The 13,013-nt window shown below is 70.3% G+C and carries 16 protein-coding genes and 1 pseudogene; 12 read left to right on the top strand and 5 right to left on the bottom strand.

The genetic code is table 11. From position 1 onward, the window contains the following. Position 1 precedes the first annotated feature (1 nt). From ABD363_RS19915 to ABD363_RS19905, 3 genes are all read right to left on the bottom strand, one after another. Positions 2 to 427, bottom strand: coding sequence for a MerR family transcriptional regulator (locus ABD363_RS19915; RefSeq protein ID WP_344605421.1), 426 nt, complete (start codon positions 425 to 427; stop codon positions 2 to 4). Positions 428 to 639: 212 nt separating this feature from the next. Then, positions 640 to 1,419: an SDR family NAD(P)-dependent oxidoreductase gene (locus tag ABD363_RS19910; RefSeq protein WP_344605419.1), complete on the bottom strand. Its 780-nt coding sequence runs from the start codon at positions 1,417 to 1,419 to the stop codon at positions 640 to 642. Between the two features lie 281 nt (positions 1,420 to 1,700). Further along, on the bottom strand, positions 1,701 to 1,895 hold the full coding sequence (locus ABD363_RS19905) for an antitoxin (RefSeq protein WP_344605417.1): 195 nt from the start codon (positions 1,893 to 1,895) through the stop codon (positions 1,701 to 1,703). Between the two features lie 226 nt (positions 1,896 to 2,121). On the opposite strand from ABD363_RS19905, the gene ABD363_RS19900 reads away from it, so the two are divergent. The 5 genes from ABD363_RS19900 (at position 2,122) to ABD363_RS19880 (ending at position 6,269) form a co-directional block, all read left to right on the top strand. Next, complete coding sequence (locus tag ABD363_RS19900; RefSeq protein ID WP_344605487.1) at positions 2,122 to 2,844, top strand: HNH endonuclease family protein; 723 nt, start codon at positions 2,122 to 2,124, stop codon at positions 2,842 to 2,844. A gap of 113 nt (positions 2,845 to 2,957) precedes the next feature. After that, the gene (locus ABD363_RS19895; RefSeq protein WP_344605415.1) at positions 2,958 to 3,554 is read left to right on the top strand and encodes a suppressor of fused domain protein; all 597 of its coding nucleotides are present in this window, start codon (positions 2,958 to 2,960) and stop codon (positions 3,552 to 3,554) included. Between the two features lie 818 nt (positions 3,555 to 4,372). Next, a complete protein-coding gene (locus ABD363_RS19890; protein WP_344605413.1) occupies positions 4,373 to 4,951 on the top strand; it encodes a suppressor of fused domain protein in 579 nt (192 codons plus the stop codon). Between the two features lie 7 nt (positions 4,952 to 4,958). Then, positions 4,959 to 5,543, top strand: coding sequence for a suppressor of fused domain protein (locus tag ABD363_RS19885; RefSeq protein ID WP_344605412.1), 585 nt, complete (start codon positions 4,959 to 4,961; stop codon positions 5,541 to 5,543). An 81-nt stretch (positions 5,544 to 5,624) separates the two neighbouring features. Next, complete coding sequence (locus tag ABD363_RS19880) at positions 5,625 to 6,269, top strand: SUKH-4 family immunity protein (protein ID WP_344605410.1); 645 nt, start codon at positions 5,625 to 5,627, stop codon at positions 6,267 to 6,269. Between the two features lie 737 nt (positions 6,270 to 7,006). Here the strand turns inward: ABD363_RS19880 and bla are convergent. Together bla and ABD363_RS19870 are read right to left on the bottom strand one after the other, a co-directional pair. Next, positions 7,007 to 7,984: a class A beta-lactamase gene (bla, locus tag ABD363_RS19875; protein ID WP_344605408.1), complete on the bottom strand. Its 978-nt coding sequence runs from the start codon at positions 7,982 to 7,984 to the stop codon at positions 7,007 to 7,009. Between the two features lie 288 nt (positions 7,985 to 8,272). Then, positions 8,273 to 8,650 carry a VOC family protein gene (locus ABD363_RS19870; protein WP_344605406.1) on the bottom strand — a complete coding sequence of 126 codons (378 nt, stop codon included), beginning with the start codon at positions 8,648 to 8,650 and terminating at the stop codon, positions 8,273 to 8,275. A 572-nt stretch (positions 8,651 to 9,222) separates the two neighbouring features. On the opposite strand from ABD363_RS19870, the gene ABD363_RS19865 reads away from it, so the two are divergent. From ABD363_RS19865 to ABD363_RS19835, 7 genes and pseudogenes are all read left to right on the top strand, one after another. Continuing rightward, complete coding sequence (locus ABD363_RS19865) at positions 9,223 to 9,777, top strand: hypothetical protein (RefSeq protein ID WP_344605404.1); 555 nt, start codon at positions 9,223 to 9,225, stop codon at positions 9,775 to 9,777. 188 nt (positions 9,778 to 9,965) lie between these two features. Next, positions 9,966 to 10,169, top strand: a pseudogene (locus ABD363_RS19860) (ISAzo13 family transposase); the annotation flags it as partial. Between the two features lie 276 nt (positions 10,170 to 10,445). Next, complete coding sequence (locus ABD363_RS19855) at positions 10,446 to 11,000, top strand: Imm21 family immunity protein (protein WP_344605402.1); 555 nt, start codon at positions 10,446 to 10,448, stop codon at positions 10,998 to 11,000. Positions 11,001 to 11,119: 119 nt separating this feature from the next. Further along, positions 11,120 to 11,455: a hypothetical protein gene (locus ABD363_RS19850; protein ID WP_344605400.1), complete on the top strand. Its 336-nt coding sequence runs from the start codon at positions 11,120 to 11,122 to the stop codon at positions 11,453 to 11,455. Then, positions 11,452 to 11,982, top strand: coding sequence for an SUKH-3 domain-containing protein (locus ABD363_RS19845; protein WP_344605398.1), 531 nt, complete (start codon positions 11,452 to 11,454; stop codon positions 11,980 to 11,982). The genes ABD363_RS19850 and ABD363_RS19845 overlap by 4 nt, the downstream gene beginning before the upstream one ends. After that, complete coding sequence (locus tag ABD363_RS19840) at positions 11,979 to 12,602, top strand: hypothetical protein (protein WP_344605396.1); 624 nt, start codon at positions 11,979 to 11,981, stop codon at positions 12,600 to 12,602. The genes ABD363_RS19845 and ABD363_RS19840 overlap by 4 nt, the downstream gene beginning before the upstream one ends. Beyond that, complete coding sequence (locus ABD363_RS19835; RefSeq protein ID WP_344605394.1) at positions 12,599 to 12,985, top strand: hypothetical protein; 387 nt, start codon at positions 12,599 to 12,601, stop codon at positions 12,983 to 12,985. The genes ABD363_RS19840 and ABD363_RS19835 overlap by 4 nt, the downstream gene beginning before the upstream one ends. Positions 12,986 to 13,013: the final 28 nt, after the last annotated feature.

Genomic DNA, 13,013 nt, shown 5'->3' with positions numbered 1-13,013 from the left:
GTCAGGCCACCGGCCGCACGCGGGCCTCGGCGGTCTGCCGGGGCCCGGGATCCTGGCGCGCCCGAAGGTCCGGGCGGGAGCGGCGGGCCCGGCGCAGGGCCGCCGCCAGCCGGTCGCGGACCGCCAGCTGGGCGGCGATCCGCGCGTCCATCACGGCCAGCCGCTCGGCGGCGACCTCCAGCGCCCGGTCGGAGGCGGGCGCCGCGGTGACGTCGCCGTCCAGGCAGGACAGGAACACCCGTACGTCGTCCAGGGTGAGCCCCGTGTCCAGCAGGAGCCGGATGTTGCGGACGCGGACGGCCGTACGGGGGGCGTAGAGCCGGTAGCCGTTCGCGGCGCGCTCGGAGACGATCAGCCCCGCCTGTTCGTAGTGGCGCAGGGCGCGGGGCGTCGTGCCGGTCGCCTCGGCCAGCTCACCGATCCGCATGCGGGGCGGTTCCGCCCGGTCCTTCCCGCGGGGCGGTTCCGCCCGGTCGGCCCCGCGGGAAGGCTCCCCGCGGGGCGGACCGCCACGGGTTCCCGGCCCCGTGCGCGCCTCCGCGCGGTCCTCGCTTCCGCGGGGCCCCGCCTGGCCGTTCCCGCGGCCGCCGGGCCGCTCCTTCCCACCGTCCTCGCCGTGGCTCTCCACGCGGACCAGTCTCATGCGACGACCGCGCCGCCGTCCACCGGGAGGATCACGCCCGTCACGAACGAGGCCTGCGGCGAGGCGAGCCGGGTGATCGCCCAGGCGACCTCCTCGGGCCGGCCCAGCCGGCCGAGCGGGGTGTGGTCGAGCTGCCACGCGCGGATCGCGGCAAGCTGCTCCGGTGTGCGGCCGGCGTGTTCGCCGATCGGCGTCTCGACCGCTCCGGGGGCCACGGCGGCGACGCGGATGCCGCGGGGGGCGAGTTCCACGGCCCAGCTGCGGGTGAGCACCTCCAGGGCCGCCTTTCCGGCCGCGTACAGGGAGTCGCCGGGCCAGGCGCGCTGCGCCACGGACGTCGTCACGTTCACGACGACGCCCCGGCTGTCCTCCAGGGCCGGGAGCGCGGCCTGGGTGAGCAGGACCGGCGCGTACAGGTTCGTGGCGAGCAGGGACTCCATCGACGCGCGCGTGTACGTGCGCAGGGACTCGGTGGTGACGATCGCGGCGTTGTTGACCAGGACGTCGATCCGGCCGTGGAGCTCCAGCGCCGTGCGGACGGCCGTCCCGGGCCCGTCGGGTGCCGTGATGTCCAGGGCGAGCGGGGTGATGCGGGACGCGTCCCGGGCGGCGGTCTGGGCGAGGGGCGCCGTGCGGCGGCCGACGGCCACGACGTGGGCGCCCTCGGCGGCGAAGGCGTGGGCGGTGGCACGGCCTATGCCGGTGCCGGCGCCGGTGACGAGGACGACGCGGGGCGTCGCGGTTCCGGTCCCGATCGCGGGGTGCGGGTTCTTCATGCGGGGATCGTCCGACCCTGACGCCGGTGTCAGGGTCAAGCCCGGCCGTTCGCGGACACGCGGACGCGGGGACACGCGAGGCCGCCCGCGGGCTCGGGCGTCCGCGGGCGGCCTCGGTGTGCGCAGTGGTTCGGACGCCGGCCGACCACGCCGTGCCCGGCCGCGTCGTGTCCGGCCAGGCCGTGTCCGGCCGCGCCGGACACGGGTCCGAGGGGGCGCGTGTCCGGCGCCGGTCCGGTCCCCGGCCGGCCGGCTCCGTGGATCCGCCGGGCCCGCGGGCCCTACGGCTCCTCCGGCCTGTCGCGTCGTTCACGGTCGCGGTCCATGCCGAACGAGCCCTCCGCCCGCTGCCGGCCCGTGTCGATCCGGTCCTCGTACGTGCCGCCGGTCCGTTCGTCGGACCGCTGTCCGGCGGCTTCGGACGCACGCTTGGCCTTGTCCCGGACCTGACTCTTGATCTTGTCGAAGATGCCCATCCAGAACTCCTTCCGGAGTGACTCAGAACAGACGATACGCCCGGTATGCGCCGTATGCCCGCCGAGGCCTGCCGTGGCACCGCACCCTCTCCGCGTTCCGCCGGACGATCTCGGATGATTGAGGCGTTCGCGCAGCCTACGCAGGGAGCGGTGAGCTTTGCTCGATGAGGGACACGGCAGGGACAGGGGAGCAGGGAACGCGCGCTTCCGCCGCGCCGCGACGGCGCTGGCAGCCGCCGCGCTCCTGGTCTCGGGATGCGAAGGACTCGGCGCGGACGGCCCCTCCGCGGGATCCGGGTCGGCCGCGCCGGACGGGCGGGCGGTCAGCCCGCTGGAGAACCCGGACGGCACGAAGCCGGGGCTCGCGCCCGTGACGACGGACGCGGACCGGGCGGAGGCCCGCGAGCTCATCGGGAAGCTGCCCACGAAGGGGCGAGGGCCGAGGACGGGCTACGACCGCGACGAGTTCGGCTACGCGTGGATGGACACGGCCGACGGGGTGCCGCTGGCGAGGAACGGGTGCGACACCCGCAACGACCTCATCCGGCGCGATGGCCGAGACCTCCGCTTCCGTTCCGGTTCGGACTGCGTGGTCGTCGCCATGACGCTGGACGACCCGTACACCGGGACGACCATCGAGTGGCGCAAGCAGGAGGCGTCCGAGGTGCAGATAGACCACGTGGTGCCGCTGTCGTACAGCTGGCAGATGGGGTCGTCGCGCTGGCCGGAGAGCAGGCGCGAGCAGCTCGCCAACGACGTGCTCAACCTGATCCCGGTCGACGGGCGCACCAATTCGGCCAAGGGCGATGCCGGGCCCGCGTCCTGGCTGCCGCCCGACAGGCGGATCAGGTGCGCCTACGCGGTCCGGTTCGCCCAGGTCGCCCTCAAGTACGAGATGCCGGTCACCGAGCCGGACAAGCGGGTGATGCTGCGGCAGTGCGGCGGCTGACGGGCCGTGGGCGGCGTCCAGGACACCGAACCGCCGAGCTGCGCGAGGAAGAAGCACGACATGGTGGCCCCAGGGCGGCCGGCAGGAACTCGTCGGCCATGCGGAGGAGCACCATGACAGATCTCCCGTCCAGTCCCGCGGAGTTCTTCATCCGCGAGTGGGGTGAACCGCTGCGCGAGGCGTCGTTCCGGACCCGGGACGGTCACGACATCCGGATCCTGAAGTGGGTCGGAGGCGAGGGGGAGGACGGGCTGACCTTCTACCGCACCTCGGGCGCCTGCGACGTCCCGGTGCCGGGCGCGGACGGAAAGCACCGGCAGGAGTTCTTCCTGTCGCGCGGTCCCGGGTGCGACGACATCGCCGAGTCGATCGCCCAGGCGGGGATCTACGCCGCGCGCTCGGGCAGGGCCCTCGCGGCGCGGAACATCTACCGGGCGCCGGGGCCGCTCTGGCCGGGGACCGGACTCGCCGGCTTCGTGGTCACGGATCCCTTCGAGGGCGAGGCGACGAGCACGGTGCTCGCCGATGGCAGGCACGTGGAGTTCCTGATGCTCGTTCCCGCCTTCCCCGCGGAGCTGGACTACGCCTCGCGGCACGGGACCGGTGCGCTGGCCGATGCTCAGGAGCGAGCGGGAGTCCATTTCCGGGATCCGTACCGGAAGCCGGTCTCCCCGACGGCCTCCCGCCGAGAATCGGGCCGATCCGGGTGACCCCTCGGAATCGGTGAACAACGGTGGGCGCTCCGCCGGATCGATCCGGTGGGGTGCCCACACCGCTGCCCGAAAGGTGGCCGACCGCGTGCTCTCTGCGATCGGCTGCCCGGGACGACCGCCTGGGTACCCGTTCGCGCACGGATGCGAAAGCGCCACCTGCCGATGCCGGCCCTCCTGCAGTACATCGCCATCGCCCCAGGCCTCCCCGTCCTCGCCCGGGCCCTGCTCCGCCTCGCCTGGCACGCAAGGGGTGAGGGCTTGGCCAAGAACACCCCCGCCGACCGGATGGCCCGCTTCCAGCAGCTCCTGTCGGCCGCTTTCGAAGAAGCCCGGACGGCCGCCACCCCCGTCCCCCACGACCCGGCCCCCTGGGTCACCGCGGCCCGCGGCCTCGTCCTCCCGCACGAGGGTTCCGCCGCGCCCTCCAGGGCCCCGTTCCCCTCGCCGGCCGCCACCCCGAGCCCGAACTGGACGCCGTCCGCGCCGCGCTGGTCGCCGTGCCCGCCGACGACCCCCGCGCACCCCTGGTCCGCCACCGCCTCGCCGCCGCCCTCACCCTGGCCGGAAAGGGCGCCGAGACCCTGGACCCACCACGCGAACCCTGTCGTCGCCTACGGCCGTGCCCGCGCCCTGGCGATCGTGAAGGCGGGCAAGCGGCGGGCGGCGGCACGCGGACACGTTCCGGGCCGCGGCGGGCCGCATGGAGGAGCGAGCAGGCGACCCGGCAGGGCCCGCGGCGACGGTCGAGGAGCAGATCGTGCAGCATGGGCCGGCGAAGATACGTTCCCGATCAAGAGAACGGACGATCCCCGACGATGGCTGCCCTGATCACCCACCTCGAATCCCGCCTCGGCGGCCTCGCCGGGGCGTGGTCGCCCGGGGAAGAGGCGCCCGAGGGATCCCCGCGGATCGGATACTTCACCGGGGGTGCCCTCCCGGGCGTCCACTCCTTCGCCACGATCGGCCTGTTCAAGACGCCGCTGACCTCGCGCGTGTCCGGCCGGCACCAGCACATGGAACTGCTGGCGTGCGGCCGGGCCGTGCCCGGCGATGACCCCGGCCCGCTGCCGGGCGTCCTGGAGTGGGTCGCCGGGCGTCTCGTGGCCGGCGGGGAGGCGCTCCTGCGCGGGGACGTCATCCCCCTGCCCGTGCCGCTCGTCCCGGGCGGCACGATGACCGCTCTGTACGCCGCGCTCCCGGTGTACTTCGACGATGATTTCGCCTCCGTCGTCCTGGAGAACGGCGTCGAGACGATCGTCGCGTGGCTCGTCCCGATCGGCGCGTCCGAGGCGGCGTACGTCCAGGAGAGGGGCTGGCCCGCATTCGAAGAGGCACTGGCCCGCCAGGACCCCGATCTCCTGGACGTGAACCGGGCCGAGACGGCCCTGGGATGATGGCCCGGTGAGCAGTGAGGCGATGCGGTCGGCCGCGGAGGCCGTCGAGGCGCATGTGCGGGATTTCTTCGCGGGGCATGAGGTGGAGGCCGTTGACTACGACCTCGGACCAGGACGGCGGGAGACGGTGCCGCGCCTGCGCATCCTCGTCGTCGCGCCCGGCCCCCGCGGCGACGCCTGGGCCTACGTGACCGTCGGCTGCCGGGACGTCATGCAGCGCGGCGGCCACGGACTGGAGTTCGTGATGACCGCGCACGTCCGCGACGAGCGGTTCCTCCAGCTCATGGCGATGACCGCCTACTACCACTGCGGCGGGCACCGGCTCGACCTCGCGCACAGCATGCCGCTCGGTGAACCGTGGGTGCCGGGTTCGAGCTGTGACCACCTGCTCGTCACCCTGCCCTACATGCACGGCCCGGACCTCGAACACTGCCCCCTGCCCGGTGGCGGCCACGCCCGCATCCTGTGGACCCTGCCGGTGACCGCCGCCGAGATCGAGTACCGCAGGCGCCACGGCCACGAGGCGCTGGAGCAGCGCCTCGACGACGCGGCGATCATCCCGACGGATCCGTTCCGGAAGTCGGTGGTCTGATGGCGGAGCCGAGGCTGCGAGCGATCGAGGACACGGTCACGGTGTACGGCGGTCCGGTCGATCCACGGCGTCCCGTGCGGCGTGTCCGAGGAGTTCCAGACAGTGACACAGTCATCTGTTGATCGCGTCATCGCCGGGGCGCAGGTGGACGAGTGGCGCCTTCCTGCAGAGGCCGAAGACGCGCTGCGAACCGCAGGAATCCCGGCCGTGGCCGCCTCATGGAAGAAGGCCTGCATTCAGCGGGGCGAGGAGCCTGTTCTTCGTTTCGAAGGTCTTCAGCCTCTCTATGAAATCGTTCGCAGGGTGTCCCTCTGGAATCCGGACAGGGCGTACAGCTGCTTCGGTGTCGAGGCGGAGACGGGTCGCGTTTTCCAGGCGCACCCTGAAACGCCGACAGACGAAGTAAGTCCGCGAACAGCTTTCGGCCGGCCTCGACTGGTAAACAACTCCATTCCCTCTTTCCTCAGGGTGCTCGACCTCGAGATCGCTCGGTACGTCGAACTGTTCGGGGCCCCCTCGGCGCAGCATCTTGCGGAGATGCCCGAGACCATCGACCCTGACGACGAGGTTCTGTGGTCGGTCAGCGAGAAGTATCTCTGGCGGATTCGAGAAATCGACCCCGAAGCCTTCGATGACCCCCAGGGATATTGGAGGAACCTCTACTTCGAGACCTGGGAGCAGGTGGGACGTCCCGCCTTCCGGCGCGGGCCGGGCATTTTTGAGTAGGATTTCGCATGTCTCATGCCACCCGTATACACCGATTCGGGAACACCGTACCGCCATGCCCCCCTTCTCCAGTACACGGCCATCGCCATGGGCCGCCCGGTTCTCGCCCGGGTCCTGTGGGACACCGCCACCCGGCTGGGGTCAACCGCAATGGAACGGCCGGGATGGACGTCGCCGCGTACGGTCTGCTGCCGCGCGAGGAGCTGGATGCCACGTGGTACGGCCCGGCCGCCCCGGAGGCGGCGGACGCCACGCTCGCCGCGCGTGAGGGGGACTGGCGGCCCGGCGCGGCTCTGCTCGCAGCGGCGGGCCAGGACTGGGACCGGCGCTGGTATCTGCTGACCTCCCTCGCCCGGATCGTCCCGGAGGAGGACGCCTGGCTGAACGCCTGGCGCACCGAGCGCCCCGGCGATCCCGACGCGGCGGCCGTCCACGTCCAGGCCCTGCTCCACCGCGCCTGGCACGCCCGCGGCGAGGGCTGTGCCGAACTTGGCCGTGGTGCCCGCCGACGACTCCCGCGCACCCCTGGTCCGGCATCGCCTGCCGCGGCCCTGCCCCTGGCCGGGAAGGGCAGCGAGGCGCTGGAGCGCTTCCGGCTGCTGGAGCCGTGGGCGGGCGGGGAGCCCTGGACCTGCCACGCGCATGCCGTGGCCGCGTACGACCGCGCCCGGGCACTGGCGATCGTGCGCGCGGGCAAGCGGCGTACGGCACCGGTGCCGACGGCCGGCCCCGGCAGGTCACAACCTGCCGAGGGCCTCGGCCAGCGCGGTCGCGGTGGCCGCGATCACTTTGTCGTCGTGCGGGGTGTCATCGAGGGTGCGGTTGGTGAACACCGCCAGCACGATCGGCGCGTTCGATCCGGGCGGCCAGACGATCGCCAGGTCGTTGGCGGTGCCGTGGTTGCTCGCGCCGCCGGTGCCGGTCTTGTTGCCGACCGTCCAGTCCGGGGGAATGCCTGCCTTGATCCGGTCGGCGCCGGTGAGGCTCGCCTTCAGCCATCCGACCAGCCGGGCCCGGTCCCGGGTGTGGAGGATCGAGCCGGTGGTGAGCTCGGCGAAAGTCCGTGCGGCGGCCGCGGGAGTGGTGGTGTCGCGTTTCTCCCCGGGCTGCCACTCGGTCAGCCGGGGTTCCGGCCGGTCCAGGCGACTCACCCGGTCGCCGACGGCGCGGAAGAAGTCGGTCAGCCCGCGCGGCCCGCCGATCTGCTCCAGCAGCATGTTGCCCGCGAAACCGTCGGACTTGGTGACCCCGGCACGGCACAGCTGGGCCGGGGTCATGCCCGTGTCGGTGTACTCGGTGGTCTCGGGGGAGTTCCCGGTCAGGCCGGTCATGTCGGAGGGCTTCCAGCGCACGACTTCGTCCATCAGCCCCGGCCTGCCGGTGCGTGCTTCGTGCAGCACCGCCGCGCAGGCGAACACCTTGAACATGGAGTTGAAGGGGAAGCGCTCGTCGGCCCGGTAGCCGACCGTGCGGCCGGTCCCCAGGTCGATGCCCACCGCACCGATCCGCCCCGCATAGGATTCCTCGAGTTCCCGCAGCGTTCTGCGCAGTTCCGACCCGGAACCGGATGAGGAAGTGCTGCCCGTCCGGGCGGCAGCGACGCTCGTGGAGCCCTCTTCGCCGGCAACGGCACCGGCCGCACAGGCGAGGCCGCCCAGCAGTGCGGAAGCGGTCACGGCCGTGATGGCTAATCGCAGTCGGGGAAACCGTGTCATGCCGGTAAGAAGATCAGACACCGTTCGCGCGTGTCCAGGAGAAAGCGTGCCGACACGCTCGGCACCGGTACGCGATCCCGGCGATCGCCTCCGGGGCGGGCTTGAAGCAGCGGCGGCCGTTCTCCGGCTCCCCGCGGCGGGACTTCGCCTCTCGGCAGCGGCACACCGTGCTCCCGGGACGGGAGGGACCGGAACGCCGGTACTCGTGCAGGTACCGGCCCAGCACCTCAGCAGGCCCGGAACCTGCTCATCCGGCTCCGGATCCGGCCGGCACGGCCGAGCGGCAGGTCAGCCGTCCGCCGGCTCCGCCGCGCTGCGCAGAACGCGGAACTCGTCGCCCTCGGGGTCGGCAAGGACGGCCCAGCCGGAGCCATCGGGATTCCGTAGATCGGCGACAAGGGCGGCACCGAGGCCCAGCAGCCGTTCCACCTCCTGTTCACGCGAGGTCTCCGGGCGCAGACACAGATGGATCCGGTTCTTGATCGTCTTGGGCTCGGGCACCTGGTTGAAGTAGAGCGCTGGGCCCTCCGCCAACAACACCTGGGTCTCCGGATCACCCGGTTTGTCCCCGGGATGCAGCGGACGGCCGGTCACCCTGCTCCAGAACCGGGCCAGCTCGTAGGCATCTGCACAGTCGATCGCCGCGTTCTGCGATACCGAGACCATGCGCGCGAGCCTTCCTGGTCTTCACTCCAGACGCCACCGAGTCGCGACTCAGGGGCGGGCCGGTGTCGAGTGCTGGGACGCGTATCGGCAGCCGACCCCCTTGACGGCGGACGGAGGCGACCGATGAGCGGATGGCGCAGGGCCCTGCCCGAGGCGTCCTCCCCGTCGTGGCTGCCACGCCCACCCGCCGCCGGAAGAGTTTTCGGGTGTCGCGGCAACCGCCGCGGCGCTGATGGAACAGGCGCACCGCGGGGATCCGGCCGCCGCCGACCGGCTCGCGGAGACTCTGCCGTCGCTCACGGCGGCCGCCGAGTCGGGGCAGCTCCTTCGGCATGCGCGGCAAGCCGTCGACGGTGCAGCATTTGGGCGAGGTCCGGGACGAGTCGCTGAATGCCGGTTCGGCAATGCCGTCGGCATCCACTTGTGGCTCGGGGGACCTGTCCTGATGCTTTCGAAGCGCAGGAAGCCGTGGAGCGAGTCGGTCCTGGCTTGACGAGTAAGCGACTGGGTGGCGCGGACCGGGAGTACGGCCCGCACCACCCCCGGCCCGCACCTTCCGAGGAGATGAGTTCATGCCTCCTGTCGCACGACAGGTCCCCCTGCTCCTGCTGCCCGAGGACGAGGCCCGGCTGCTCCGGGCGATCCGGGACAAGCACCGGGAAGTGGTGCTTCTCGACAACGTCCCTTGGCGGTCCGCCGACGAACCCCCGGTACGGGAGTCGATCGGGGACTGCGGGAACATCGTGACTCTCTGGCACCCGGGTATCCATCCGGTGCTGCCCGTCGACACCCGTGTGGACGGCACGGTGTTCGGACCGAGCAGCGGACCTGTCATTCAGTGGATCAGGAGCCTGCGGAAAGAGGCCGTTGTCCTGACCGCAGGGCGATGGGCGGCCGCGGTCGACAAGGCGAGCGACCCGGACATGGCAGCTTTCGTGGGTAGCGTCTGGAAGGTTCTCAACGGCTGTACGACCAACCTGACGGCGCGTTTGGCGGGACCGGGTCCGGACGCTGCCGCGGTCGCTCCGGAACGCGGGGTCAGAGTGGGAGAAAAGGCGGCCGAGCTAGCACTCCAAGGCGCGTTGCAATTGCGGTGGGGAATGATGTATTTGCGGCCCGAGAGCTGACGACAACGCCCTGACGTATGCAGCCTCGGCCCATTCGTGTGCTTTCTGTGATCAATCTCCCGCGATGATGTCGAGCGTCATCTGTTCGCAGATTGATCGAAGGCACCGCACAACCATGCCGCCCTTGCCTCAAGCGCCTGCCGATCAACAAGGTGTTGTTTTCGGAGGTGGGGCCTCGTTGATGTCGTATGCGCATCCCGGACGAGACCCGTGACCAACTTGCTGTGAAGTTCGCGGTGTTGTTCCCGCATCTGGACGAGCGACAGTGGCGGTTGCCGGCGGCCGCGGAGGCCCGGAGCCTGGGCCATGGCGGCATCCGGGCCGTGGCCCGGGCGGCCGGGGTGAGCGAGACAACGGTCCGCAGGGGTATGTCCGACCTGGAGGCGGGCGAGTCCCTGGTTACCGCACTGACAGACCTCCGGGCTGGTCGACAGCACCCACAGCAAAAGAAACGACGTTTCAGTGGTCACCGGTAAGGCCAAGCCGATCTCCGAGGTGCGGGCCGGCGACCGGGTCCTGACGGCCGAGCCCGGCAAGGCCGGAGGTAACGGAAGAATTCGTGCCTGATCACCAGCCGATCAGTTCGTTGGCCCGGATGGCACACCCCGGAGGCTCTACCCGCAGTGCCGCCCGGGCAGGTCGGTTGAGGGGCGTGATGAGAGGACTTTATGAAGCAGCAGCCAAGAATTGACGGTCGTAAGCGGATCGAGACGGAAGGCGGTCCGGTTTTGCTGGGCCCGGTATCGCGGATCACGTCCTGGACGGGACACAACGGTGACTACGACCTCGTCATCGAAATGACTGATGCCGGTCACTCCGAGTGCTGTGACGTGCCCGGCAAGGGCGTGGTAGTGCTTGGAGACGAGCCTCTGGCAACCACGGTCATCGAGTCACGCTCGCTGATCGTTCAGTGGATCCACGGTGATTCCGAGGAGGACATGCGCAGGTATGCCTCGGAAGTCGATGTCGACACCGTCGCATGGCGTCAAGGCCCCGCCTTGGACTGCGATGGGAACCTGGCGCTGATCGACTCGGCGACACCCGGCGGCGAAGTGACCGAAGAGGACATGCTCGTGTTCCCGCTGGAAGCCGGCGCCTACCGCATCGATAGTGCGGAGGTGCCACTCGCTCCGCACTACGCAGCGAAACTCCATTACCTGGTTCCGCTGATGAGCTGGGCTGCTCCGGCAGCATGCGCGACTGGCGGCGGAACCTGCCGGTAGAAGAAAAGGTTCTCGGTACGAAGTCGATCGACCTGGATAATGAGACGCTGTCCGTCCGCCTGCCGATCCGAGAGCCCCACGCCCCCATGCCACCCTCACGCCAATACACCGCCATCGCCATGGGTCTCCCCGTCCTCGCCCGGGCCCTGTGGAGCAGCGCCCGCCTGGCCCGCGCCAACCGCAACGGCACGGCCGGCAGGGACGTCACCGCGTACGGCCTCCTGCCGCGCGAGGAGCTGGACGGCACGGAACACGGCCCCACCGCCCTCGAGTGTGCCGACGCCACCCTCGCCGCCCGGCAGGGCGACTGGCGCCCCAGCGCGGCCCTGCTCGCGGCGACGGGCCAGGACCGGGACCGGCGCTGGCGCCGACCGGCCGCCCTCGCCCGGGGCGCCGTGGAGGCCGTCGACCACTACAAGCTCAATGTCGTGACAGACGACGGCGCGTGCACATGAGGTTTTCAGCCGAAGCCGAGGGTGTCCTCCGTGACGTGGGGTGGTGTCCCGGCCGCCGGGTGGACGTCTCGCTGTGGCGAACTCGACTCGCAGCGGCAGGGCTCCGCATGCACGAGGCCGCTGAGGAATTCCTCTCAGAATTCGGCGGTCTGGTGTTCGGCATCAGCGGTCCGGGCATCTCGTGCGCGTGTGAACCGTTCGAACTGGATCCGCTCTTGGCGGAAGGCGAGGAGGACCGATTCGCTGACTGGAGCGAGGTGTTGGGAAAGTCCCTCTACCCGATCGGCGAAGGCGATCAGGGGCGATACTTTTTGGCCATCGATGAGATTGGTGCAATCTACCTGGTGGCAGACTGGGTGGCCGCTTTCGGGCCCGCCGACGGAGCGGTGGAGGGATTGACTCTTGGAGTGGCGCCGACGGTTGTCGCGGAGGAATGTTGGCGGGAGAACGAAGCCGTGCCTGAAAGGCCCGGATCAAGTGCTCCCTCCGTGGCGGGGCGAGTCACCCGCCTTCACGGGTCTACGTGACGCATGCGAAAGTTTTAATGTTGAATGAGAGTATTCTGTCGACTCCGCTTGCCGAGGCTGGATTGCGCCTGCTGAGGATGGTCGACACGTCCGAGCCGCTTATTCCGCCGACTTTGGCGACGTTTGCCAGTAGCTGCGGCACGGAAGACGGAGCATGGGGGGAAACGGTCGACCTGGATCATCCCCGGCTGCGGGAAGAAGCAAATTCTCTATGGCGTCGAATGGCGCTGCATGGAGGTCTTTTCAGTGAGGAAGATTCCCGTTTTCTGATCGCAGTCAATCTATCAGCCGGTGAATCGCCGCGGTGGTGGTGGGCGCAGGTCCAGCTGCTGGACGAATGGGACATGGTTGATGCGGGCGCGGCTTCCGGTGTTCTGGGGCACGGTCCTTTTCGGCCCTCATTCGTCATGCTGTCACTGGATGGCGGCGTCATTTTGAGATGTGATCTCGGGCAAGCTTCCATGGATTTCAGTATGGTGCGCGAAGCCCATCACGCTCCAACTCTTCTGCGGCACGGAGAATGGATGGCCGGGTCGCCGCGTGTCGATGACGTCACGCGCGCCGCGACAAGGCGCTGGCTGAGTCGGCGACACACGAGCAATCAGGACTCCGCTAGGTGAACGAGACGGGGCTTCTCGAAGACGCGGAACCTCTCCGCGTCCGGTGCGCACAACTGGCGCCGCGTCAACGGCTGGCCGTCACTGCCCTCTGTGCCACGAAGGTGCGATCGGTATCCAGGGCGTTCCTGCACGAATCAGGGGAGGGAGACGCCTTTAACCGGATCGACAACGGTCTGGGCGCGATCCGGCTGGACCTGCGCGGTATTCGTCCGGCCTCGGCTTCGGATCTCGTGCGGGTTCGCAAAGAGGCGGAGCGGTGGGTGGCGTGCCTGGCGGACGCCGACAACGAAGCAGCCGGGTTCGCGGCGGACGCTGTTTCGGTATCGGTGTGCGCGATGTCGGAATTCATTTTCCCGTGCCGCTCATCCCCGGGGGTACCATGACCGCGCTCTACGCGACTCACCCGGTGTA

This window comes from Streptomyces glaucus, assembly GCF_039533365.1.
In the GTDB taxonomy this organism is placed as follows: Bacteria; Actinomycetota; Actinomycetes; order Streptomycetales; family Streptomycetaceae; genus Streptomyces; species Streptomyces glaucus.
This window is presented reverse-complemented; position numbering and strand designations above follow the sequence as displayed.